The sequence below is a fragment of the Lactobacillus pasteurii DSM 23907 = CRBIP 24.76 genome, assembly GCF_000297025.1.
Classification (GTDB): domain Bacteria; phylum Bacillota; class Bacilli; order Lactobacillales; family Lactobacillaceae; genus Lactobacillus; species Lactobacillus pasteurii.
This window is the reverse complement of the sequence record NZ_CAKD01000013.1, coordinates 113,435-137,976: the sequence shown is the minus strand read 5'-3', so window position 1 is coordinate 137,976 and position 24,542 is coordinate 113,435. Positions and strand designations below refer to the sequence as shown.

The window sequence follows — 24,542 nt, the reverse complement described above, 5'->3', positions numbered from 1 at the left end:
TTCTATCCCTCGTATGCTGTTCTAATATAAGCAACTTCACTTAGGCTATCACGCAAATCAAGATTGTCTAAAGTATTAAGCAAATTAATGTATGCGCCATATTTATAATCCGCTGACACAAAGCTTTGATACAATTTTTGCTTCAATTCAAAGTCAATCTTAGCCATTTGCAGACGCTTCTTCATTTCAGCAAAGACATCTTGTAAGGAAGAAGCTTGCTTAATCAACTCAATTTTTCGACTCTTAGGTAAGATCTGATCTGGATCATTAATCTTATAAGTAAAATCTTGCTCAGTCTCATCCCAAGTAAAAGTAGTTTGAGCAAGATGGTCATTTTCATGTTCAAACAATTGATACTTTCCATCTGCTCCAGCAAAAATCTCAGCTTGTAATTTTGCAGGCAAATGATCTAAACTTTCAAGATAATTAGGATTAGTAAGAATAACGCTACCTTTGCGAACAAAGACAGGCATTTGATCAACTGATCTGTAAGTCTTGATAACTGTATTTCCAGGGTAAACTAGATGCGTAAAGTAGTCGACCCACTCGCCTTCTGGTAGCCAAGTCTCAGAATAAGCCATCTGGGTTGTTTCATCATGTGGTCTAGTAATTGGCGAAACTAACATTTCCTTGCCAAAGAAGTACTCATTCTTGAATTGATAGGCCTCTTCTTTATCTGGATATTGATAATAAAGTGGTTTAACTAGCGGAATACCCTTTTCATGAGTTAAGTAATTGCTACTATCTAAGTACGGTACCAGTTTAGTCCGCAAGCGCAAGAAGCTCTTTTGCGACTTTTCATAATCTAATCGATAATTCCATGGTTCCTTGCCTGAAAACATGTTGTTGGATGAATGCAGACGATTGATTGGACTAAATACGCCAAACTGCAGCCAGCGCGTTGCTAGTTCTCCATCAAAGCTCCCCAGCATATGGCCACCAATATCATGACTCCACCAAGTGTAGCCAACATTAGCTGCCGTAATGGTGAAGTATGGTTGAAAGGCAAGTGATTTCCATGAAATAATCGTATCGCCAGAAAAACCGATTGGATAACGGTGAGAGCCAATTCCGCCATAGCGACTCAAGATCAAGGCTTGACCTGAGTGACGTTTTTGCGAATCTTGATATTGGTAATGATTTAATAGCCACAAAGGATCCAAATGTTGGTCGTTTTTGGCTGTTCCTTGTTGCCAATCAAGCCACCAGAAATCAACGCCTTCTTTTTCCATTGGGTGAAGCACGTCTTTAAAATATGCCTGGCGGAACTTAGAATTTTCCAAATCAAAATTAGCCGGCTCCTCAGAACTAGTATCTAAGCCCATTGTCTTAGCCACATCCTGGTACTGATCTTCATAAGCGCGGATTCCATCAGCTGGGTGCAAGTTAAGGGAAACCTTTTTGCCATGGACATGCAGCCAGGCGATAAAGGCTTCAGGGTCTGAGAACAAGCTCCTATTCCAAGAAAATCCTGTCCAAGCTGACCCATACTTAACAGGAACATCCTCCACCCGGTGCCAATCCATGTCAATTACTGACACATTGATTGGAATTTGTTCAGCTTCAAATTTAGTCATCAAGTCTTGATATTCTTGAGCAGAATATGCGTGATAACGACTCCACCAATTCCCTAGTGCAAAGCGCGGAATCAAAGGCGTCTTGCCCGTTAATTGATAAAAATCAGTCAACTGGCTTTGATAGTTTTGTCCATAAGCAAACAAATAGCCATCAACTACCGAATTGGGCCGAGGAGAAAATTCATCAGTCTCATCATCGTAAATAAATGACTTGCTGTCGTCTAAATAATAAAAGCCGTTGCGCGACATGATTCCTTCGCCTAATGGAATTTCGCCATCAGCTTCATCAAGAGTTCTAGCTGTTCCTTTCAAATTGGCCCTAGCGTCATTTTTTTGGCCAAAATACCAGCGACTTACTTGGCTTGAGCCTTGAAGCAAGATATCAGCATATAGGCTTTCAGAAGAAAAATCACCGCCATCGTAGTATAAATGAATGGTTTTAGTGATAATTTCGAGCTGGTGGCCATTGTGATTCTCGATCAATTGAAAATCTGGCTTAGCAAACTCTCTTGATAAAACCGCCGTCGTTGCCCGGTTTTCAAAATTTCCTGTTTGGTCTTCTTCTATTCTGATTAGTGATTCAGTAATAACTGTAAAACGGTGCCCGCCGTCAACAATCTTTTGTTCCATAAGTACCTCAAATTTATCATCAATTTTTTGATCTATATTACTGATAAAATTATAATTTACTAGCCTGCAAAAAGCAGTAAAAAAAATCAGCAACCTACTTAAAAGTTGTCGATTTTTGTTTTCGTTTAAATTTTTACCAGATTCCTAATAAATGTTGCATTGCTAAGCTGACAATTGAAATTCCAACCCAGCAACAAAAACCAGTAAGAATTGGCTTAACACCAGTCTTGACCAACTTCACAATATTAGTGTTCAAACCAATTGCTGCCATGGCCATCACGATAAAGAATTTACTCAAATCCTTAAGTGGTGCTGTTACGCTAACAGGAAGTTGGAAAATTGTGGTTACTACAGAAGCAAGCACGAAGAAGAGAACGAAGTATGGGAAAGATTTCTTCAAGCTGAAGGCTGAACCCTTGCTGCTCTTTTCATTTCTCTGTTGTAAGAAGGCTAAAACCAAGGTAATAGGAATAATTGCTAAAGTTCTAGTCATCTTGATAATTGCAGCTAAGGCCAAAGTATTGCTGCCGTGAATTCCATCCCAAGCAGTAGCAGCGGCTGTTACTGAAGAAGTATCGTTGATGGCAGTACCAGCAAAAATTCCAAAGCCGTGGTTACCAAGACCAATTGCTGCACCTAAAGCTGGGAAAATCAAAGCAGCAATCACGTTAAACAAGAAAATAACAGAAATTGACTGTGCTACTTCTTCATCTGATGCATCAATTACTGGAGCAGTTGCTGCAATCGCACTTCCCCCGCAGATTGATGAGCCAACCCCAACTAAGATTGCACTATTTTTTTCAAGTTTTAAGAGCTTGTACATAATGTAGGCAATGATCAAGGAAGTTGAAATTGTAGCGATAATAATTGGCAAGGATTCCTTACCCTTAGCCAAAATTTCCGTCAAATTCATGCCGAATCCTAATAAGACAACCGCAGTTTGCAAAATCTTCTTAGAAGTAAAAGTTACGCCCGGGTTGACCGTTTCCTTATTAGGCAAAAATAGGGTAACTACCATTCCGATCAAAATTGCAAAAACCGGTCCACCGACTACTGGCACCAGCTGGCCTAAGAACCAGGCAGGAATCGCAATTACTAAACAAAGCAAAATTCCTGCACTATTTCGTTTAATAAAATTCATTGTTAACCCCCAAAAAGTTAGATATTTTAAATTTTATCAAATCGCGTGCACAAATTGAATATTTCTGAAATTATAAAATAATTTTTGCTCGAAAAGCACGACTAGAATAATAAGAGTCAGCACCATTGTGGTAAACGAAGATATGGTCATAGCGATTATCGCAAAATAGGGCCCCGCCTAAGTCTCGAATTTCCGCCGGCGTCTTGATCCAAGATGATGTCTTCAAGTCCAAATTTTCCAAAGCTTGAATTTGTCGATATTCTGCTTCAGTTAACAGTTCCACGCCCCACTTCTCACATTCTTCAATCACGCTTGAAACAGGTGGAAACTTCTTGCGACCAAGTCTAGCTGCTTGATCGTAGCATAAACTCTTTCTACCCTTAGGCGTTTCTTTGCTGAAGTCAACGTAAACAACTTGATCATTAATTACAGCTCCATCTGGTTCACCTTGGGTCGCTTCTAGGTAGGCAATTTTCTTCAATAATTCGGGACTATTTTCAAGCTTGTCGCTGATTTCTTGCCAGGTTAGATTTTCATGGCGAGTAGGATTTTTTGCAAATCTGGCTTCTAGGATTGACATTAAGTCTTTGGATGTTGGTAAAGTTAGTTCCATGTTGGTCACCTCGAGTAGGGATAAAATTTCAGTTATTCATCTTATCTAAAATACAACATATTGGTATTAAGCTTTTACATCTACACAACATCTGGTATAATATCTGTTGCAAAATATATTTAGATAGATAAAAAAAGGCGAGCATGCTTAGCATACTTCACCAATAAGACAAAATTAAGTATAGCATGCTCAGAATTATATTTGTCGATCTTAATATATTTGTAAATATTTTTAAGAAAGGATGGCTAATAATGAATAATTTAGCTAGACAAGACATTTTCAATTCATTCATGCTTGAAAATGCAAAATTTGAAGGTAATTACGATATTCCTCTTTGTGAAAATATCGTAACCAACTTACCTACTAAAATCATTACATTTGAGGAAGCACGTAATGAAATCAAAAAGAAAAATCCTGATTACAAAGCAGCAGTCTGCTTCTATAAGGATGATTACAAATTTGATTCAAATAAGAATGGTATCTGGAAGAATCCATATCAGTGGTTACCACTTCTTTGTAAGTTTGAATCAGTAATCCAACCTGATTTTAGTACTTACCAGGATTTCCCAATTATTTACAAAATGTATAATACATATCGAATGCGTGCAGTAGGTCATTTTCTGATTAATAACTCTATACCAGTTATTGCTAACTATCGATCTGGAACAAAAGAAACTTTTGATTTTTGCACAGATGGTATCCCAAAAGATGCTATTGTTTGTATTGGTACACATGGAAACTGTCGTAGTTATACAGATCATCAGAGAATCCGAGAAGGGTTAGAATTCTTAATAGAAAACAAACGTCCTCATGCAGTTGCAATTTATGGACCTGCTCCAAAGGATGTTTTTGGAATACTCACTAATGAAGGTATACCTTATCAGAGATATGAAACAGATCTTGAAAGGTGATTGGTAGCAATAAATGAGTAAAAAGCCTTCTGATTTATTTTCAAATACTATTGGTGATAAAATTGCTCATCCTCAACAAGAATTAAATCTTGCTTCAATTCAAGAAAATATTCGCCAGCTGACTAAGGATTATCCTTTATCGCCTGGCGGGGAATTTGGCAAGGCTGGAAAAAGTTCTGGCGTAAGAGTAATTGAAGCAAATGATCAATTCAAGACCGCACAAGATTTTTGGTTGAAACTTTCTAAAGGTGGAGAAGAATTATACTTACCAAATAAAAAGGGTAAAAAAGTTATTTTCCCAGATGGATCGATTTCAACATACAGAATTATCACTTCAACAAAAAACAGTCCTGCAATAGAAATTTACGTGTATCATAACAATTCCAAAATCAAAATGAAGAAAATACATTTTGTTAGAAAGGATTAAAGATGCAAACATATTTGACTAAAAGTGAAATCTATACTTTAGCTAATTTAAAGAAGGATACTTTACTAAGTATTACAGCTGAAGATTGGCAGAATCATGATATTAGCTATGGAAATATTTTATTAGAGAGTGCGCATCACACCGTCGAAATCAACAATGACTATAGATTAGTCCCATTTCTTAGCGACACCGAAGAACTCGTAGGCTTTAAAATTAATCAGTTAAAAGATATAAGTGATTTTGAACCGTCTGTCCCCAAAGATGCATTACGTACTAAAAAAATCAATGAGTCAGTTGAAAATATTATTTTGATCAGGGATATGATATCTATTAATTATTCCAATGGCACTAACGAGCACCATTTAATTGATCAAGCGATTATTTTTAAATTGGAAAGTACTGATTGGCTAATCAGCTTGCTTGGTCTATATATGCCAATTGAAAAAATGATCTTTAAAAGGGATGTTCTAAAAGATATACGTAGCGTAGATGATGTTATTTCCGATTGGGAAGATACTGACTACGAAGAATGCGGTCTATCTCATCCCCGCTATCAAGTCCATGTTGGGCGAGAAATTATTGAAATCTAACTCAACTCTATTAAACAATAAAAGGATTGTCACACACGACAATCCTTTTTCGTATACTTTCAAATTACATATTAATTATTCCGCTTAGGTATAACTCTTTGATACCTTTTCTAACAGCTTTACGCCATTTCAGACGCGTCTTTTCGCTTCCACCTTTATTGACATATTCTTCAAAAGCATGAGGATCTTGCAGTAATTCATTTAGTCCGGGAACTTCTGAATCCTTCAACTCAGGATCGTAATTATGAATTACAAACTTAAGATTAATCAAGTCAAGACAATATTCATCCGCAAATTGTCTAAGTTGCTTATCTTCAGCTTCTTCGACCATTTCTTGCAATAATTCATTCACCTGGCGATCACGATACTTTTCTGGATCCATCTGAATATTCAGCCACAATTCTGCCATTATTTGTGCCAAAGATGGATTCTTTTTGCTCAAACGTTCGATATAACGGTCAATTTCTTCAATTGCCGACTTGCTGATAGCAACTGACCGATCTTCTGATGGAATATACGCTTGAATGAGCTGCATGATGTATTCATAGTTTATAGTTTGCTGATCCCAAGACTCTAGTACATAATCTGGATCAAATAGGTCTGGTTCTGGATCCGGTTCTGGATCGATCGGTTTTTTCTGATTTTCTTTGCAGACTTCATATGCAGCGCGCATTTCTTCGACATAAGCATCATCAAGTCCATATTCTTTTTCCATATCTAAGTTGTTGAACTTATCATAAGTCTGAATGGCTGCATAATTTTTATCGAAGTCTTGATATGCCTTAATAAAACTCTTCTGCTCATCATCAGGAGCTTGAGTGATATTGTAACTACTTGTTACATCGTATTTAACGACCTCTTTTTCTGCAATATTAAAGCGACTAATTGATTCTTCCCAACTAGGAGCTAAAATTTCATTTCCACCTCCATCAGTGTAGAGAGCCAATATCGTATTAATAGCTTCTTTAAACTTATTAGGGTATTGAAAAGTAACAATTTGGCCATATTTCTTATCTTGATCAAAGATTCGATTGGTTCTTGAAAAAGCCTGCAATAAGTTCTGAGCTGGCATTGGCGCACGATCGATATATAAGGTCGATAAGGCTGGTGCATCAAAGCCGGTTAATAAACGATCAACGACAATTACCAAATCAAGCTGCTGATTTCTGGCCTTAAATTGTGGCATTTTCCGAGATAGACGATTATTTACATCTGTGTTGTAGGCAGCTAGATTAGACATTGAAAAGTTAGTATTAAACATTTTATTGTAATTATCGATCGAAGCCTTCATCTCATTTTGATTTGCTTCAGCTTCATCAGTATTTTCAGCTACTGAATATGTGATTGCTATTTTTGGAAAATCTGGCAGTTGCTCCTTAATTCTGCGAGGAATCTTATACTCGTCTTGGTCATTAATTATTTTTTGGAAAATCTTATAGTATTCTTGTGCTTGCTTAATTGAAGAAGTGGTAAAAATTGCTTCATAGCTATAGCCTCTGTGCCCCATGTTGTAAAGACCTAGAAAACGGTAGCTGCTTTCAATAATACTCTTAGCGACTGCATGCATGTGAGTCTTCGAAAGATACTGCTTAGCAAGATCACGTGAGTCTTCATTATCACTGTTTTCAGTTACAGCTCCTCTTTCTTCGGTCTTAAAGCCTAAAACAGCTTGATCTCTAATTGCATCTTTTATCGTATATTTATGCAAACATGGACCATATTGTTGCTCAGTAGTACGAGCATTCTGCCCCTTTTCTTGCCGAGCGTTTTCGTCAAATATTGGCGTTCCAGTAAAACCATACCAGCGTGGCTTTTTGGCAAAGAATGTATCTAGTTCATTTTTTTGATCTGGAGTTACTGCTCGATGACATTCAAGTGCAACGTGATGATACAACATTAGGACTAGCAGATTTGTTAGTGCTAGATAATACGAATATTGCTGGTGGGACATCTGTTTACGAAGTGGTGCAACGTAAATCATTAATAAACTGATACAATTATACCTACTTAAACTATAACCTGTCCATGTCACACATTACAAAAAGCCCCAAGAGTCGATCAAACGCTCTAGGGGCCTTTTTGCATGCCTATTGTGATTACTTGAACATCTCATCATTCCAAATAAGTTTAACCAGTTGTATTAATACAGATGTTCTCTTTTTGATTTCATCTTTTCCAAAGTTATCGTATGATTCAAAACCTAGATTATGTTCTGCAATAAACTTTTTAAATTTAGGATTGTTCTGATATGCAATATCACCAAGAGACTCAGTATAAATATTACCCTCATTGGAACAATACTTAGTAAGCTTGTAATCATACTTAGAATCATTAAGACTTGCATTGATACTCTTTGGCAAAAGTAATAGTGCTCCTACACTATTTCTCCATCGTTTAAAGTCATCTGGATCATTATATTCGGATATATACCATTCATAATGGTTTGGAATTATATGTTCAATTTCATATGGATTCTTTGTATTAGTATCCATGTAATTGCAGTAATTTGAAGCTATGCCTGTCTGTTCTTCAATATATCCAGCCACACGTGCCAAAATATTTTTGATATATCTCTTTGTAAAACTATTCAATTTCAGCTCTGTAAATGCCTTTACAGGATCAAAATTTAAATCAACATATTGTGCATCAAGTTTTGCCTTTAATGTAGGAATATCTATCATCCGAATATCTTTTATTACTTTAAAAATAGCTTTCTTTATTGTACTGTAATCAACTGAACGATAATTTGAAACTCTCGATATAATCAAGACGTCGATGTATCTTGCTACTAGGCTGATTTTTTCTGTAATCACCGACCACGAATCCTCATAACAAATCGGCGCCAAAAGTAATAATGGTTGCAAAGTGAAATTTATTCTTGCATTGTAATATACATACTTAGTTTCATCAGAATATGTTGTTTCTGCTTTGCGAATATATTCATATATTTCGGCAAACCTAGCAAATTTTTTGATAAATAACTCGAAGTCCTCTGAAGTATTTAGCCCTAATTTACTCTTTTCATCTCTAACCCACCTATGGAAAGACACGCCAATAATATCGAAATCCTTATTTACTGCACCAACCTTAGTCTCTCTTATAGTCTCTGCATAATGGGCTCTCAGCCATGCTTTAATAAAGGTCTCGTCACCCTTCTCATCATCCTTCTTCAAGCTGAGAACCCTATCTTTCCAAAGATCATTCATTTTTTCTCGTATAGAGTCAGATTTTATCTCTGAAAGCAAATAACCTTTCAACATCTCAGTAGAAGTCAAACTTAGTCCACGATCATTCATTGTAACAAAGATCTTATGTGCATCTTGTTCTGTAGTTGCTACAATTTCTATAAAAAATACTTTCTCAGCAAGCCAATCGCAGAAATGAAGAAGAATTTCATCAGTAATATCATCTGGAAAGATCTCATTGATATCTTGGTATCTTCCGTACAGATTTCGGACAGATTCACCTGCACCTGTAACATCGAAATCTGAGTCATTAAAAATTGCTTCCATACATTCTTGACGATCTTCGACATTTATATTGAACGATTTTGTTCCAAAAGATTCAGAAAAAATCATTGTCTCAATCATATTATAAGTCTGACCAATCGATTTCAATCTATTATTCAAATAGATCAAAAGCAACGTCAAAGATGTGAATCTCTGCTGTCCATCAATAATCGCATTATCTTTTCCTGCTAATACAATAGAACCCATAAAATATGATCCGTAATCAGCAACCGCTGGTCTCGAGTCATTTGAATGATAATACTTCAAGAATTCCGAAGTCAAATCATCAATCAGCTCTTCAATATGTTTTCTCTGCCACATGTATTCACGTTGATAATAATGAATGGAATATTTTGTATTTTGTAAAAGCTGTTTGAGATTTTTTGGTGAACCTTCTATCTTTTTCATCGATTAATCTTCCTTCTTCAAAAACAGTTGCAGACTTTATTAAAAGACTATTCTATACAATAAATTTTCACCAATAATTATAACCAAAAAAGACCCATAAAAGCCATACATCTTGGCTATATAGGTCTGATATTACTTGATTTTCAATAACTTATATACTTTTATCTTCCTTAGCAAAATCTTTTGAAATAAACTTTATCGCTTCACGATAATTAGGCCCATCTTCAAACAACAAACATTGCTTGTACAATTCATCCAAGGCTACTTGGACTTTCTTTTCGTCCTTAGCTATAAATCTTATCGGGTAGGCAACAACGCTAGGAAATTTTGGATTAACAAACTCGCCCTTTTTGGGATACTTTACTGCAACTTAATGCTTTACTAAATAGTGATCAAGTAAATAGCCATCGTTAACTTTATAATCGAAGACAAAATAAGTTTTCCGCTTTCTCAAAATACTGATCAACCCAGGCGTTATTTCGACCCAGTTTTTCCCGTAATCTTTCGACATTTCATCCCTACCTTTCTTTTACTGACTCTCTTAATCTTAGCCTAATTCCTGAAATTTTGGTAGAAAGATCAACGCCAAAAAAGGCCTCAGAATCTATTTATAGACTCTTGAGACCTTTTTGATTGAATATTCTTATTTCAATTCAGCGTTCTTGTAGAAGACAATTCCACCATAAGGAGAAATTTGGAAATTCTTAACTCTTGAACTTAATAAGTATGCTTGACCACCTTGGTAAACAGGTACCATGAAGGCATCTTTTTGTACAACTTGCTTTTCAGCATCAATCAATGCATCCCAGCGCTTCTTAGGATCAGTTGCATACTTACCAGCAGCATCGGCTAAGTCTTGCTCATATTTGCTATTCTTGTAATCAGTTGACAAGTGGTATGATCCACCATCAGCAATGAAGTTTACAGGATCAGCAAAATCTGGTGACCAAGTACCATAAACAACATCAAAATTATAAGCGGTCGTTGATGCCAATCTTGACTTAAGAGGAATAGATCTTAATTTAATTGTCAAACCTGGTAAATTCTTCATTAAATTACTTTGCAAAAATTCCCCAACTAACTTAGATTCATCAGTATCACTTGTTAGTAATTCGATAGTAATCTTTTTACCCAAAGTCTTTTGTGCTTGCTTCCATTCAGCTCTAGCCTTAGTTACATCATATGGCAACATGTCGCCAGCATCCTTGCGGTAGTCGCTGCCAGTTGCTGTATTAAAGGCAAAGTTAGCAGGAACAATACCATTTAATGGTGCACCAGCGTAGATAACATTTTTAACTAAAAGCTTCTTATCAACTGCCATGCCAATTGCACGTCTTACATGAACATTTCCAGTCGTCTTGCGCTTAGTGTTAAAGCCGAAGTAACCAATCATTGGCGTCAATTGCTTGTGGAAGTTCTTGTTGTTTTGGTATTGCTTAATAAAGTTACCACTTAATGGAACATAATCAAGTTTTGATTCGCGATACAAGTTGATAGCAGTGTTAGGAGTTTTTACAACTTGCATATTAACCTGGTTCAACTTAACCGCTGACTTATTCCAGTAATACTTGTTCTTCTTGTAAGTCCAATTTAAATCTGAACCAGTCCAGCCATTAACCGTAAATGGCCCATTGTAAACTGCCTTAGCAGAAGAAGTACCGTAAGCTTTGCCATACTTTTGAACCAACTTGCTATCTTGTGGGAAGAATGGAATACCTGTCAACAATTCGTCGATATAAGCAATTGGCTGCTGCAAAGTAACTTGCAACTTGTACTTGCCCAAAGCCTTAACGCCCAATTGACTTGGCTTTACATCCCCTTTAGAAACCTTTTCGCCATTAGCAATAAAGGCAAAGCGACTTGTGTTTGGTGATGCAGTCTTAGGATCAGCAGTTCTTTGCCAACCAAAAACATAGTCTTGAGCAGTAACAGGATCACCATTTGACCATTTAGCATTTTTTCTTAAAGCGAAAGTGTAAACCTTCTTGTCCTTAGATACGCTAACCTTTTCTGCCCCAGCTAGTACTGGCTTGTTCTTTTGGTTAAAAGCGTATAGACCTTCGTATGAGTTTTGAATTGCTTCAGAACTTGATGAATCCGAATATTTACTTGGATCTAGTGTTTGCAATTCTGCATTAACTTCTGAATTAATAACCTTATTTGAAGTAGAATTGTTAGATTGCTTGTTATTGCCACAAGCAGCCAAGATCAAAGCAGCAGAAGCAGTGATCAAGGTTGCAACGATTGTTTTAATCTTCATTTTATCCCCCATCTAACTGTTAAATTTTAACAAAAACATGTTACTAATTTGCTTACTTTTTGTCAACAAATAACCCTTGAAATATAAAAATAGCGAAGAAAATTTCTCCGCTACTTTGCAAGTTTTATCTAAAGTTATGCATATCATGCTTCTTGCAAGGTCCTGTTTCTAGCTTCGGCAATGAATTCTTTTAGTTGATCATCAGTGTAGTAGTCTCCGTACTGAGCTTTTGCTTCGTTAAAGGCAGTAGCATCATCATTAGAAATTCTGATTATAGTGCGAATTAACTTCTTCACACCAACCAGACGTTCCATATCAATGCCTTCTTTTTTATAGTATTGAGCTCTTACTCGTTCCTTTTCCTTTAATTCCATAATCTTTGCCACCTCAATCCTATTATGTGAGATTTTCTCAAGATCATTTTTTACAGACTGAACCAATGGTTCAGTAGAACTTAAATCTCCATTCATCGCAGCTATGTAGCCTTGAACACTAGCATTCACCCGACACTTAGTTCCTTTACAATTAAGAAACAATATATGCCTATTAGGAGATAACTCCATGTTTAACTTGGGGTCATACATACGAAAATGATATAACTTTTGATTTTCATTGAAGGGATCAAACATACAAACAAAAATTACAATTACATCCTTGTTCTTATCATAGTTTTCACCTGTCGGCCTTTTAGCAAAATCAAGCAACGATAAATAAAAATTTGCACGGTTAATCAAAAAATCTTCTGGCATAACTTGTACTTCAATATCATTTAGTTTAAGAAAAGAAAACTTATATGTTAAATATTTATGCTTTATTATCATTCATACTATTTATGCATGTCAAAAAAGTAAAAAGGACCTGCTATATCAACAGATCCTTTAAACTTATTATTCGCGATTTTCACATTAGTATATTTTAGTTCTTTGGTTCAAGTGGGAAGATCTTGTCTGGGTTGATTACACCATTTGGATCAAGCAAGCCCTTAACCTTACGTAGTAAGTTAGTGTAGTCTTCACCATAGAAGTCATCGAAGAAATCTTTACGTGCATAACCAATTCCGTGTTCACCTGACATGTTACCATCAAGTTCCTTAGTCAACTTGTAAAGTTCGCTAATCACAGTGTGGCACTTTTCTTCGTATACTTCGTCACTGTCTCCATCTGAGCAAAGGTAAATGTGCAAGTTACCGTCGCCAGCGTGACCAAAGTTAGGAATTCTCATCTTGAGCTCTTGTTCCAATTCTTCGATTCTGTTCAAAACATTTGGAATCTTGTTGATTGGTACACAGACGTCAACTTCGTCCATCTTAGGAGTTGACTTTTGAATAGCTAGAAGCAATTCTTCACGAGCCTTCCAGATCAACTTAGCTTGTTCATCATCAGCGTTAAGGACGATTGCTTCACCAGCACCCTTTTCCTTTACAACTTCCAAGATTTCTTTCAATTCTGCTTGAATTTCTTCATTAGTGAAGGCATCAAGACCTACGATAATAAAGCCGTTACCTTCTTTAATTGGGAATTCTTGGCCTGAGTAGTTTTCCCAAAGATCAAGTACCTTGCGACCCATAAATTCAACAGTTGTAGGAATTACACCTGAAGCCAAAATTGCAGGAACTGATTCAATTGCTTGGGTTAAAGTTGGGAATGGAATAATTGCGTTGATGCTGTTCTTAGGACGTGGAACTAGTCGCACAGTCACTTCAGTCACGATACCTAAAGTACCTTCAGAACCAATAATAAGGTCCTTCATTGAGTAGCCAGATGCTGATTTAACTGCCTTAGCACCAAACTTGTAAAGCTTGCCGTCAGTCAAAACAACTTTTAATTCACGGATGTGTTCACGAGTTACGCCGTACTTAACAGCCTTCAAACCACCAGCGTTAGTATCAACATTACCACCGATAGTAGCCCAGTGCATGGCTGGAGCTGGCATGTAAGTAAATGGCTTATCAGCTAAGTATGCTTCTAAGTCTCTTAAACGAATACCTGCTTGCACAGTCATGGTCAATGAATCAGGATCGTATTCAAGAACTTGGTTCATCTTAACCATGTCAAGTGAGATACCACCCTTGATAGTCAAGTTAGCACCCATCAAACCAGTTGAGTTACCTCTTGGTACTAATGGAAGGTGGTGATCGCTAGCATATTTAACAACTTGTTGTACTTCTTCGTTAGTTACAGGTTGAATAACTAATTTTGGCATTGCACGCACAACTTTGAATTGGTCGTGATCCCAGTGTTCAGTAGGTTCAGTAATAAAGCGTTCTGGATCAGCAATAAAGCCACGTAAAGTTTCAATATCTTGAGCAGTTAATTCATTGTACTTCATATTTTTTATTCCCACTTTCTAAGTTTGGATCTTTCATTTTATGAAAGCGTTATCATTACATTTGTTATTTAACCACAGCTTTTGTGAAATGGCAAATAGAAAATACTAGAAATTTTATTTTTCCGGGAAAATACGTATTTAACTTTGTGAAATGATTTTCAAATATAGCACGGTAAAAGTTGGAATTTTTTCTATTTGCATTTTTAATTTTCACGTTTTATAATTTACTTACTAAAAGTAAGTAAAAGCAGAAAGAAGGCTATATCCATGTCCATGAAAGATTTTCGAATTGATCCAAGCAAAGGCTTAGAATTAGGAATTTATACCTTAGGCGAGCACATGCCTGATCCTCATACGGGTAAACGTATTTCGCCACAAGAGCGAATTAAACAAATTATCGAAATGGCAAAATTAGCCGACGAGGCTGGACTTGATGTCTTCAACTTAGGCGAAAGTCATCAAGAATACTTTGTCAGTCAGGCTCATGCCGTTATTCTAGGTGCAATTGCCCAGCAAACTAAAAATATTAAGATCGGCTCAGCTGCTACCATTGCTTCAACTTCCGATCCCGTTCGCATTTACGAAAACTTTGCGACTTTAGACCTAATCTCTGGCGGACGAGCAGAAATTACTGCTGGCCGAGCTTCTAGAGTTGGGCTTTTCAAGCTACTTGGCTACAACATCGATGATTATAAAGAACTTTTCGAAGAAAAATTTGATCTCTTAAGACAAATCAATGAAAACGAAAAAGTGACTTGGCAAGGCAAATTCCGTGCCCCACTTGAGGATGCGGAAGTCTTGCCTCGGCCATTGACTGGCAAAATGCCAATTTGGCGTGCTGTTGGCGGACCTGCCGCTAGTGCAATTAAAGCTGGCAAAAAAGGCGTGCCAATGATGATCGCTATGCTCGGTGGCGATATTCGCATCTTTGAGCGATCAATTGATGCTTGGCGCAACAGTCTAGAAGCAAATGGCTTTAATCCTGACGATTATCCTTTGACTACTGCTGGATTGCTATATACTGCTAAAGATGCCGAAACTGCTAAAGAAGAATTTTATCCTTACCTAAACAATGGAATTATGCTAGCTAACGGCGATACCTTCAATAAACGGATTTTCGAACATAGCAGCGAGCCAGATGATGTAATGGTGCTTGGCAGCCCACAAGAAATTTTAGAAAAAATCCTCTACCAACACGAAATTTTCAATAATCAACGCTACATGGCAGAAATCGATTTTGGTGCTTTACCTTTTGAAAAAGTAATGGATACAATTTACATGTTAGGCGAAAAAATTGTCCCTGCGGTTAAAAAATATACCACTAGTGATTTGTGAAATTAGATACAAAAACGGAACAATCGAAAAAATGATCGTTCCGTTTTTTACTATTAATTTTCACTAGATTGATCTTTTTGCCGTAGGTCGATGCCAAATAATGTTAGCAAACTGACTAGGGCTAGAATAAATCCCCAAATTACTGGATTTTTCTTTTCGCCAGTTTCTGGCAATTTTTGAGCATTTGAGTCAGTTGCTAAATCTCTAATAGCAGCATTTTTCTCTTCATCTTTAGCTACCAGCTTGATCTTTTCATGATCAACAGTAACTTTGTCATCTTTTGCCTGATCATTTTTGCCATTTTGGTTTGAAGCTTTATCTTGATCTTCAACCGTTAACTTTTCTTCATCCGTCTCAGTTTGTGGAAGCTCTGGATTTGTAGTTGGATTATCTGGGGTTTCTGGTGTAGTCGGATCAACCGGATTGTCAGGATCTGGTGTAGGAATTACTCTTGGCAAAACGATTACCCGGCTCTTATTAAGAATTAACTCACCAGCTTTGCCAGTACTATCTGCTTCTAGACGCTTTTCGGCTGTAACATAATCACTAACTGGCTTTCTTTCATCCCCATAGAATACTCGGCTGTAAATCACCGTATATTTACCAGGTCTAGTCAAATCAACTTTTGGCACTTCAACTAAACTGCCATCATCTTTTTCTTCATAGATGGTAACCGTTAATTTGTATGAACCATCAGCCAATTTTTCATAAGGATCCAGTCTTGGCAGATCATTGTATACATCTACTTTGAATCCCTTATTAGAATCGTAACCTGGATCGTAGTAACCCTTTAGCAAACTATCCTTATTGATATCTTTGCTACCAATCTTGTCCTTTACATTATTAGCATGACTTGCTAAATTGCGTGGGTCCCAGTAGAAATTACCGTTTGCATCTTTAGGATTATTTGGATCGCCAGCATAGTAAGTAATCGTATCATTGACGATAATTGATGGGATTACGGAGAAGTAGAAGCGAATTGCCTTCTTGCCTGTTGGATTATCAGGATTTCCAATTTCACCCTTATCATCTCCGGTATTTTCTTCATACAACATCTTCAATTGGTTATTGTCATATGCGTAAATCTGCATCGGCTCTAGATGATCATCGGCGTGAGTATTCTTGGCAAATTGAACAGTGTAGCCATGAACTGACAAGTACCTTTGAATTTCTTTCAAGTTCAAAAAAGTTTGAGTGGTGCTGTAAATCGTTCTTTCGCTTGGATCATAAACGCCGGTGTAATCAGTTCTAAATGGATCATAATCATCACCGCCATTGAAAAGATGACCATAGTTATCCCAAATGAGTAGATCATCCCAGCTTAAGTCACCATTTTTGATTGCATCATTTAAGATCTTGTCGAGCTCTTCATTGTGGATCCACTGTTTAGCAACAATTTCGCCATTTTCATCAATATCAGCATACTTAACAGTTGGATACAAGTACATATTGATTTCATCAAAGTTGTACATCGGCTTAGCCATACGCACATCTAAGATGCCACCACCATTTTTATAAGATGACATGGCAATTCCGCCACGGTCAACATGGTCACCCTTGTAGAGCAAAGGAATAGTGAATTTCACCAAATCATTGGCTTCAATTTGCTTACCCTTTAATCGTAATCCGCGAAGATCAGTAACTGTCATGTTATCAGCAACTGTTTCAGCTAGCGATCTTTCCTTGCCATCATTCAAGTAGTAGTAGAATTCATAGTCATTATGCAACTTACTTTCTGCTGTCCACTTAAGATCTGCGTGCCGGCTTGGATCTACTTGGTAACCAGTCTTGCCGTAAATTTTATTGAAATCAACTAGCAAGTATGGATCATGGTTTTCATCGCCATTTTGGTATAAAACAACTAATTCTAAGCTATTTGGATCAATCTGGCTGTAGTCGATCAAGAAGTCTGGCGTAGTAACATTTCTGCCGCTACCACTTAAGTATGGCGTTACGTAGTCTTTTCCATCCTTACCTTTAAATTTAAGGTAAATTGTTGCTTTACCCTTAGCGTATTCAAACCACCTACTTAAGTCTGCATCTTTTACTTGGTCATAATTTTTCAAAACAATTGGATTAGTGCTGTCATGATCGTTATTGTCGCGGCCGCCAGTTGGCTGATCAATCGCAATCTCAGCTGGATCACGATCAAAGATTACTTTTTGATACTTAGTGTAAAAGCCAAAACTGTCTCTAGTGCGACCATTTCCAACGTATTTCAATGGAATCTTGACTTGAATAGAGTCGCGGCTATTGATCTTATCCTTAATCGCAACTCCCTCAAGTCGATCAAGGCTGCCAGCTTTATTTAAAAATTCCGCAAAGGTCAAATATGGATTGACGCCAAGCTTGTATGTTAAGTTATACTTTTTGCCTGAGCCAGTAACTTGTTCAGGCTCTGCTGCCATCTTATCTGTATTAACTTTGAAATCTTTTGAATTCCAACTACTAATGAAGCTGACATCGTTAGTAGAAGAAGTATTGCGGTAATTCAATACTAGTTCAAAGGAATTAGGATCAATCTTGTCGTAATCAAGGTGCAATTCTGGCGTCAAGCCATTGAGATATGGCATGACGTATTCCTTACCATCAAGGCCTTGGAATTTAAGATAAGCGACTACTTGAGAATTATTTGGTAAAGTCTGCCATTCAGCTAGCTTGCTTGGATCAACCGCTTCTTCAAAAGTCATTGGGCTATCTACATCTTCTCCTGGTTGAACCACTGGAACATCAGATGGCTTATCAACTGGAATTTCAGGATATAGCTCTTGGAATTTGAAGTTGGCCCAGCCTCCACGGCCCTGCTTTCCGCCATAATTATTAGTCACTTGAACAGCAGTAGCGCCTTCAGTTTTACCTGTGTATAACACTGGAATCTGCCACTTCAACACATCCCCTGGTGCTAAGACTTTGCCCTTACTTTTTTCTTCCCATCTAAACCATGCATAAGTAACAGACTTCAAGTCTTTGCCAGCAGCTGTTAATTCATCGTAAGTCATGTACTTGTTGCTAGCTAGATAGACTAATTGGTAAGGCGAATCTGATTTAGAATTGATTGTGATATCGCCATTTAGGCGCGAAGAATCAATTTTCAGGTTTGAATTAAATCGCATCAGAAGACTAGCCTTAGTCTCATGAGCAGTATCTGTGCTTTTATAGTAGAAATTAAGCACCAGAGTACTAAAGTCAATCTTAGTTGAGTCAAGTTCAACAGTATAATTGCCATTTTTCAAGTACGCAGTAGTGTAATCTTTACCATCTTTATCTTTAAAAGTTAAATAAACTGCATATTCTGAAGGGTTAGCAACTTTTTCATCACTAACAATCAATTGATCATTTGGCTTGCCTTCAGCATTGGTATCTTCTTTAACGATCGGATTAGTTGGATCCTGATCGCTTTTTATATCGCTTGGCTTATCTAATTTAAGTGGATCTTCTGCTGTCTGATTTGCATCGGGATCGACTGGCAAGGTAGTTGGTGTAGTAGCTGCTTGGATACCATCGTCAGTTGAAAGATTCGTTTCATCAACTGCATTAATAGTCGCTTCATTTGAAGCAGCCTGCTGACTTGCAGTTTCGATATTCTGGTTATTTTCAACCGGAGTGTTAGGGCTATTATTTAAAACATTTTCCATTGTTTCAACATTAGCAATCGACGCAACATTTTCTTCAGCAGCATGAGCATTGTGACTTGTTAAAATAATAGTACCCACAATTACTGAAGTAAGGCCAATTGTTAACTTTCTTAAAGTGTATTTTGGATACTTTTCAAATCTCATGTTGGGGCCTCTTTCTAAGAAAAAAATGTCCAATATTACTCTTCTTACTTTAATTATATAACGCCTGTTATCTCTAATCAAAGCTTTTACACTTGTATACATTGACAGTGATTAATTTTCTTAGAAAGGCGAACAAAAAGCACTCATCACGTGGCTAAAATCACCTTTGATGAATGCTTGTTGATTTAAATAAAAATATATATAATTGAAATAATAAATAATTACTATTCAACAGATTGCAATGCATCTAGCATATCCACCGTCTTGATCTTGCGGTAGACAATCAATGCCAAAACAAAAGTTATCGTCAATGGAATCAGGGCTGATAACAAGTAGTTAGTCCAATAAGTATTAGGATCAAACATGGCATTAGTCGGTGGCAAATTATCGATAATGAAGAAGTGTAGCCACTTACCCCAGCCATAGCCAGCTAAAATCCCGATAATTGATAAAATAATTGTTTCACGGTAAATATATAGCGTTACTTCCTTATCAAAGAAGCCCAAAACCTTCAAAGTCGATAATTCTCTGATCCGCTCTTCAACGTTGGTATTAGTCAAGTTGTACAAAACCACAACCGCTAAACTTCCAGCGATCAAAATTAACAAAAACATAACCTGATTCAAACTGGAGATCATATCATCAATCATCATTCGATTATCGATACTGATATTGACTCCTTGAATTGCCTCTGTATCCAGCAAGGCGCTAGCAAAATTATGGACGCTATTTTTGCCATGATTTTTTAGACTAATAAAATAGCTATTTGCCTTGGCCTTTTTTCCAAAACTTGCCTGATATTGCTTTGGACTCATCAATAGATAGTGTCCTAAATACATTTCAGTAATTTTAGCTACCTTAAATTGATGATTTTTGAAGCTAACTTTGGACCCTACCTTAGCATTTAACAATTTAGCCAATTTTTCAGAAATAACTATGCCATCTTTTGGCACTGTAATTGCTTGATGGCTTTTCGCATCATATAATTTGAAATATTTTGCGATGTCGCTTGGCTTAGCTACGATAACTGAAATCTGCTGCTGAGCAGTGTCGACCTTAATTTTTTTCTTCCAGGATTCAAAATGAATTGCAGATGCTTTGCGAACTTTCTTTGAAGCTAGCAAATCATCAAGTTGATTCTTGGCCTTATTGGAAACATAATTTTCTTTAACTGCTAACAAATCATAATTAATTATGTGATCAAATTGTCTTTGACTAATTCCTTTTAGCGAGTCATTAATCCCAAATCCCATGACCAGTAGTCCAGTACAACCAGCCACGCCAAAAATCGTCATCAGCATTCTGCTCTTATAGCGGAAAAGATTGCGCATGGTTACTTTACGATTAAAGCTAAGTCTCTTCCATAATGGCGTAATTCGCTCTAGCAAGATGCGTGAGCCATGGGTTGGAGGTTTAGGCAATAATAGGGCAGCCGGTTTACTTTTAAAGGTTACACGCAATTGAATAATCGCTGCTCCACTTGTACAAATTAGCGAAATTATTAGTGAGATTAGAAAGGCAGACCACGGGAATTTGGCGACGAATCCCGTCATGGTTGAATTAATTGCATAAGCGGTAAAAATTTTCCGCGGTAAATAATACGATCCAATCAAGCTACCAATAATCACGCCTGGAATAGTCGCAATTAGACCATAGAAGACAAACTTTGTGCTAATGGCAAAATTGCTATAACCTAGCGCCTTCATAGCACCAATATTGAGCCGTTCTTCTTCAACAAATCTAGTCATCGCATTCCAGCTCACCAAAGCAGCGATTGCAAATAGAAAGGCCGGAAAGACATTGGCAATCAAATCTATCTTTAAAGAATTAGAATGATAAGTTGTATAGCCACTATCTTGATTGCGATCGTTAACGGTAAATTTAGGCTTGCCTAGTTTAGCAATTTGCAACTTGGTCTTGGCTAATTTCATTGTTTGATTAGAGAGCTTTTTTTGAGCTTGATTTACTTTTTTGGCTATAGCTGGATCCAGCTTTGCATATTGACTTTGCGTCTTTAACTCTTTTTTGGCACTCGCAAGCTTGACTTCTGCCTGCTTGATTTCATCATTAGTAGCCTTTTCTTTAGTCTTGGCCCGAATAGCTAAAGCTTGCTCTAAAGCCTTTTGCTTTTTGGCAACATAATCGGTGTAAGCCTTAGCATATGGGTCTAGCTTAGCAGTTTGCTTAAAGCGAATTCGGCCAATCAGATACTTGCCTGACTTAAAGGCTGATTTGGTCATAACGCCAACACCAGCTAGCTGGCCATCGCCAATATTAGTAGCACCCGTTTCAAGACTATTGGTGTGCTCACTTGATCTGACAAAACCAACTACCTTTAGCTCGGAATTTTTAAGTAGTTGATGTTGATCGAGTTTTAGCTTTTGGCCCAAATGATATTTATCAGCTAGCAAATAAGAGATGGCAACTTCATTTGCTTTCGTCGGCATCTTTCCTTGGACCAATTGGTACTTGGAAATATTTTTGGTCAAAGAATATAAACGAAGTGGCTGCTTGTTGCCATTAATGGTTGTATCTTGAAAGTATCCCCAATCTATTTGAGAGTTGCCCGCCTTTTTTTCGACTAAAGTGCGGTCTTTTTGATCAAAGCCATAATTAGATGTGAGGGTTAGGTCAGCCAGCTTAGTCTCCTGGTAAAAATTGCGGGCCGTATCTCGCATGTCGGATCCCGTAATTTTCAACCCGGTTAAAGCAAACGAAGCCACCATTACTAATAGCAATAATGACCAAAATCTACCTTGGCTCTTGAGAATCGTTCGCCAAGTATCACGCCAAATTGCTCGATGCTTCATTTTGCTCACCTACCATTCAATATCTTTAATACCCATGGGATGATCATTGAAGATAATCTCACTTACTTGTCCATCATGAATCTTAACTACTTGATCAGCAATCTGTGCAAGAGCAGCATTATGGGTCACGATTATGACGGTAGAGCCGTGCCTTTTACACATATCTTGCAAAATCTGCAAGACATGCTTGCCAGTATTGTAGTCAAGCGCCCCCGTTGGTTCATCGCACAGCAATAGTTTAGGATTTTTGGCAATTGCTCTAGCGATCGCTACCCTCTGCTGCTCGCCACCTGACAATTGAGCAGGGAAATTATTCAAACGATGTTCTAGTCCAACAGCACGCAAAGCCTCTACTGCATCCATTGCATTAGGGACAATTTCAGCTGCTAGTTCAACATTTTCTTTAGCCGTCAGATTAGGAATCAAGTTATAAAATTGAAAAACAAAACCAACATCAGTTCGACGATATTGCGTTAGTTGCTTAGCAGAATATTCTGCGATGTTTTTGCCATCGATAATTACCTTCCCACTAGTGTTAGTATCCATGCCGCCTAAAATATTGAGCAAAGTGGACTTGCCAGCACCAGATGAACCTAAGATCACCACTAATTTGCCTTTTTCAACTTCAAAGCTAATATTTTTATTTGCGACGATCACAGTATTTCCCGAATGATATTCTTTGCTTGAATTAACAATTTCAATGTAAGCCACTTTTTTCACCTTCATCCAAATTTGTAACCCTTTACATATATTATTACATATATTCGCAAAAAATATTTCTTAGGGAATTCAAAAAGAGTACGGAAAATTTATCTCCGTACTCTGTGTGGCTTATGATTTCAAGAATTATTTTTTAGTTTTTAAATTCATTGTTGCCTTGGCTATCGACGATTGAACCACCATCTTCGAGATTCAAATTGGAAATAGTTGAGTTGCCAGTTACAACCCACTTAGAATTCTTAATGGTTGTCTTGCCAATCGACTTAATACCAGATGAAACATTTACGGTTGCACTCAAGGTTCCGGTGTAATCATAGCTTTGAGTATTAGCTCCGCCCTTACCCGCTTTAGGTGGAGTACTCATTTTCTTACCAGTAGGCTTTTTGCCGGCTGGTTTTTTAGCTGGCTTTGTAAGTTTAGTTTTCTTGCTTGTACGTAGTTAGTAGTAGTTGATTCAGCAACACCGCCAAGGATGGCTGCTGATAAAAGTGGTAGGGTTGCAATGACTGTTCTCTTTTTCATTTGTAATACCTCTTTCTGATTTACTATGGTTTATATCATAGAGGCATTTTTTGAAGACCATGTGCCCATTAAGTCAACATCGGCTAAAGAAAAATTAGTGATATTCTTTATTTTCTTAAGCCTTTTTTGCGCTTGGCAGATAATTTTATAAAAAAAGACCGAATCCTAATCGATTCGACCTCAAAACTATTCCGCGATTTCTACCAACTGCAAATCAGCTGGCAACATCGCCTTTTCTTGCTCAGTCAACTTATTGCAAATCAGCGCCAAATTATGCCCATCGCTAAACTTAGCAAAGGTTCTCTGACCTATCTTAGAACTATCAGCTAATACAAACACTTGCTGAGCCTGCGCAATTTCTAGTTGCTTGATCGCTGCTTCTCGAGTATCCGGCGTAGTTAAGCCATATGAATCAATTCCGTTAGCCCCAATAAAACTAAGATCAAAACTCAATTGTCCCAATTGACTAACCGCTGCTTCGCCAATTACCGCATGGGTATCCGCCTTAATGTAGCCACCTAGCAAAATAGTCTGAATCTGCTGGTCCAAACATGCAATCGCAGTATCGACGCCATTAGTAACTACAGTGATGTCTGGAATTTCTCTTAAAAATTGCACCATTTCATAGATGCTCGTTCCAGCATCAAGGAAAATAAAATCACCGGCTTTAACATAGCTAGCAGCATGTTTAGCAATTGCAATTTTGGTATCGCGATTTAAATTAAAACGAACTTTCTGCGCAATATCACGAGAAAAAGCCTTAACCGAGCGTGCTCCACCGTGCACCCGTTCGATTCTGCCCGCCTTTTCCAAACTAATCAAGTCTCGTCTAATCGTTGACTCTGAGCTTGCAGTTAACTCGCATAATTCTGTTACACTACAAATCTTATGTTCATTGACATAAGCTTCAATTAAATTTTTGCGTTCTTCCGTAAGCATTTTCATGTACCTCAGTTAGTATTTTAACCTTTGGTACTAGCAA

The 24,542-nt window shown here is 37.3% G+C and carries 19 protein-coding genes; 4 read left to right on the top strand and 15 right to left on the bottom strand.

What is annotated here, in order from left to right:
* Nucleotides 1-2 precede the first annotated feature (2 nt).
* From BN53_RS03275 to BN53_RS03265, 3 genes are all read right to left on the bottom strand, one after another.
* Nucleotides 3-2,207: a glycoside hydrolase family 31 protein gene (locus BN53_RS03275; protein WP_009559494.1), complete on the bottom strand. Its 2,205-nt coding sequence runs from the start codon at nt 2,205-2,207 to the stop codon at nt 3-5.
* Between the two features lie 133 nt (nt 2,208-2,340).
* Nucleotides 2,341-3,348: a YeiH family protein gene (locus BN53_RS03270; protein ID WP_009559493.1), complete on the bottom strand. Its 1,008-nt coding sequence runs from the start codon at nt 3,346-3,348 to the stop codon at nt 2,341-2,343.
* Nucleotides 3,349-3,418: 70 nt separating this feature from the next.
* Nucleotides 3,419-3,961, bottom strand: coding sequence for a DUF4256 domain-containing protein (locus BN53_RS03265; RefSeq protein WP_009559492.1), 543 nt, complete (start codon nt 3,959-3,961; stop codon nt 3,419-3,421).
* 251 nt (nt 3,962-4,212) lie between these two features.
* Between BN53_RS03265 and BN53_RS03260 the strand changes: the two genes are divergently transcribed.
* The 3 genes from BN53_RS03260 to BN53_RS03250 are packed head-to-tail and all read left to right on the top strand — an operon-like array spanning nt 4,213 to nt 5,889.
* Nucleotides 4,213-4,872 carry a DUF4417 domain-containing protein gene (locus tag BN53_RS03260; RefSeq protein WP_009559491.1) on the top strand — a complete coding sequence of 220 codons (660 nt, stop codon included), beginning with the start codon at nt 4,213-4,215 and terminating at the stop codon, nt 4,870-4,872.
* Nucleotides 4,873-4,885: 13 nt separating this feature from the next.
* Nucleotides 4,886-5,299, top strand: coding sequence for a hypothetical protein (locus tag BN53_RS03255; protein WP_009559490.1), 414 nt, complete (start codon nt 4,886-4,888; stop codon nt 5,297-5,299).
* A gap of 2 nt (nt 5,300-5,301) precedes the next feature.
* On the top strand, nt 5,302-5,889 hold the full coding sequence (locus BN53_RS03250) for a hypothetical protein (protein WP_009559489.1): 588 nt from the start codon (nt 5,302-5,304) through the stop codon (nt 5,887-5,889).
* Between the two features lie 64 nt (nt 5,890-5,953).
* On the opposite strand, the gene BN53_RS03245 is transcribed toward BN53_RS03250, so the two are convergent.
* The 6 genes from BN53_RS03245 to BN53_RS03225 form a co-directional block, all read right to left on the bottom strand.
* The gene (locus tag BN53_RS03245) at nt 5,954-7,786 is read right to left on the bottom strand and encodes a type I restriction endonuclease subunit R, EcoR124 family (RefSeq protein WP_420181672.1); all 1,833 of its coding nucleotides are present in this window, start codon (nt 7,784-7,786) and stop codon (nt 5,954-5,956) included.
* Between the two features lie 199 nt (nt 7,787-7,985).
* Nucleotides 7,986-9,806 (bottom strand): DUF262 domain-containing protein, encoded by a 1,821-nt coding sequence (locus tag BN53_RS03240; protein WP_009559487.1) that lies wholly within the window; start codon nt 9,804-9,806, stop codon nt 7,986-7,988.
* 370 nt (nt 9,807-10,176) lie between these two features.
* Complete coding sequence (locus tag BN53_RS09580; protein WP_009559486.1) at nt 10,177-10,317, bottom strand: hypothetical protein; 141 nt, start codon at nt 10,315-10,317, stop codon at nt 10,177-10,179.
* Between the two features lie 132 nt (nt 10,318-10,449).
* Nucleotides 10,450-12,066 carry a peptide ABC transporter substrate-binding protein gene (locus tag BN53_RS03235; protein WP_009559485.1) on the bottom strand — a complete coding sequence of 539 codons (1,617 nt, stop codon included), beginning with the start codon at nt 12,064-12,066 and terminating at the stop codon, nt 10,450-10,452.
* A 143-nt stretch (nt 12,067-12,209) separates the two neighbouring features.
* Nucleotides 12,210-12,887: a PD-(D/E)XK nuclease family transposase gene (locus BN53_RS03230; protein WP_040537290.1), complete on the bottom strand. Its 678-nt coding sequence runs from the start codon at nt 12,885-12,887 to the stop codon at nt 12,210-12,212.
* A gap of 94 nt (nt 12,888-12,981) precedes the next feature.
* Nucleotides 12,982-14,394 (bottom strand): FAD-binding oxidoreductase, encoded by a 1,413-nt coding sequence (locus BN53_RS03225; protein ID WP_009559483.1) that lies wholly within the window; start codon nt 14,392-14,394, stop codon nt 12,982-12,984.
* A 267-nt stretch (nt 14,395-14,661) separates the two neighbouring features.
* On the opposite strand from BN53_RS03225, the gene BN53_RS03220 reads away from it, so the two are divergent.
* A complete protein-coding gene (locus tag BN53_RS03220) occupies nt 14,662-15,729 on the top strand; it encodes an LLM class flavin-dependent oxidoreductase (RefSeq protein ID WP_009559482.1) in 1,068 nt (355 codons plus the stop codon).
* A 53-nt stretch (nt 15,730-15,782) separates the two neighbouring features.
* On the opposite strand, the gene BN53_RS03215 is transcribed toward BN53_RS03220, so the two are convergent.
* The 6 genes from BN53_RS03215 to BN53_RS03195 all read right to left on the bottom strand — a co-directional run bounded on the left by BN53_RS03215 (nt 15,783) and on the right by BN53_RS03195 (nt 24,499).
* The gene (locus BN53_RS03215) at nt 15,783-19,508 is read right to left on the bottom strand and encodes a YSIRK-type signal peptide-containing protein (RefSeq protein WP_009559481.1); all 3,726 of its coding nucleotides are present in this window, start codon (nt 19,506-19,508) and stop codon (nt 15,783-15,785) included.
* A 224-nt stretch (nt 19,509-19,732) separates the two neighbouring features.
* The gene (locus BN53_RS03210) at nt 19,733-22,318 is read right to left on the bottom strand and encodes an ABC transporter permease (protein ID WP_009559480.1); all 2,586 of its coding nucleotides are present in this window, start codon (nt 22,316-22,318) and stop codon (nt 19,733-19,735) included.
* Nucleotides 22,319-22,327: 9 nt separating this feature from the next.
* On the bottom strand, nt 22,328-23,029 hold the full coding sequence (locus BN53_RS03205; protein ID WP_009559479.1) for an ABC transporter ATP-binding protein: 702 nt from the start codon (nt 23,027-23,029) through the stop codon (nt 22,328-22,330).
* Nucleotides 23,030-23,171: 142 nt separating this feature from the next.
* Nucleotides 23,172-23,402, bottom strand: a complete 231-nt coding sequence (locus tag BN53_RS03200; protein ID WP_009559478.1) for a hypothetical protein — start codon at nt 23,400-23,402, stop codon at nt 23,172-23,174.
* Nucleotides 23,399-23,560: a hypothetical protein gene (locus BN53_RS09575; protein ID WP_009559477.1), complete on the bottom strand. Its 162-nt coding sequence runs from the start codon at nt 23,558-23,560 to the stop codon at nt 23,399-23,401. The genes BN53_RS03200 and BN53_RS09575 overlap by 4 nt, the downstream gene beginning before the upstream one ends.
* A 186-nt stretch (nt 23,561-23,746) precedes the next feature.
* Complete coding sequence (locus BN53_RS03195; protein ID WP_009559476.1) at nt 23,747-24,499, bottom strand: DeoR/GlpR family DNA-binding transcription regulator; 753 nt, start codon at nt 24,497-24,499, stop codon at nt 23,747-23,749.
* Nucleotides 24,500-24,542: the final 43 nt, after the last annotated feature.

Bases quoted from the DNA above. Each gene is read 5' to 3' on its own strand.
- BN53_RS03275 (WP_009559494.1), bottom strand. From the start codon at position 2,207: ATGGAACAAAAGATTGTTGACGGCGGGCACCGTTTTACAGTTATTACT.
- BN53_RS03270 (WP_009559493.1), bottom strand. From the start codon at position 3,348: ATGAATTTTATTAAACGAAATAGTGCAGGAATTTTGCTTTGTTTAGTA.
- BN53_RS03265 (WP_009559492.1), bottom strand. From the start codon at position 3,961: ATGGAACTAACTTTACCAACATCCAAAGACTTAATGTCAATCCTAGAA.
- BN53_RS03260 (WP_009559491.1), top strand. From the start codon at position 4,213: ATGAATAATTTAGCTAGACAAGACATTTTCAATTCATTCATGCTTGAA.
- BN53_RS03255 (WP_009559490.1), top strand. From the start codon at position 4,886: ATGAGTAAAAAGCCTTCTGATTTATTTTCAAATACTATTGGTGATAAA.
- BN53_RS03250 (WP_009559489.1), top strand. From the start codon at position 5,302: ATGCAAACATATTTGACTAAAAGTGAAATCTATACTTTAGCTAATTTA.
- BN53_RS03245 (WP_420181672.1), bottom strand. From the start codon at position 7,786: ATGTTGTATCATCACGTTGCACTTGAATGTCATCGAGCAGTAACTCCA.
- BN53_RS03240 (WP_009559487.1), bottom strand. From the start codon at position 9,806: ATGAAAAAGATAGAAGGTTCACCAAAAAATCTCAAACAGCTTTTACAA.
- BN53_RS09580 (WP_009559486.1), bottom strand. From the start codon at position 10,317: ATGTCGAAAGATTACGGGAAAAACTGGGTCGAAATAACGCCTGGGTTG.
- BN53_RS03235 (WP_009559485.1), bottom strand. From the start codon at position 12,066: ATGAAGATTAAAACAATCGTTGCAACCTTGATCACTGCTTCTGCTGCT.
- BN53_RS03230 (WP_040537290.1), bottom strand. From the start codon at position 12,887: ATGATAATAAAGCATAAATATTTAACATATAAGTTTTCTTTTCTTAAA.
- BN53_RS03225 (WP_009559483.1), bottom strand. From the start codon at position 14,394: ATGAAGTACAATGAATTAACTGCTCAAGATATTGAAACTTTACGTGGC.
- BN53_RS03220 (WP_009559482.1), top strand. From the start codon at position 14,662: ATGTCCATGAAAGATTTTCGAATTGATCCAAGCAAAGGCTTAGAATTA.
- BN53_RS03215 (WP_009559481.1), bottom strand. From the start codon at position 19,508: ATGAGATTTGAAAAGTATCCAAAATACACTTTAAGAAAGTTAACAATT.
- BN53_RS03210 (WP_009559480.1), bottom strand. From the start codon at position 22,318: ATGAAGCATCGAGCAATTTGGCGTGATACTTGGCGAACGATTCTCAAG.
- BN53_RS03200 (WP_009559478.1), bottom strand. From the start codon at position 23,402: ATGAGTACTCCACCTAAAGCGGGTAAGGGCGGAGCTAATACTCAAAGC.
- BN53_RS09575 (WP_009559477.1), bottom strand. From the start codon at position 23,560: ATGAAAAAGAGAACAGTCATTGCAACCCTACCACTTTTATCAGCAGCC.
- BN53_RS03195 (WP_009559476.1), bottom strand. From the start codon at position 24,499: ATGCTTACGGAAGAACGCAAAAATTTAATTGAAGCTTATGTCAATGAA.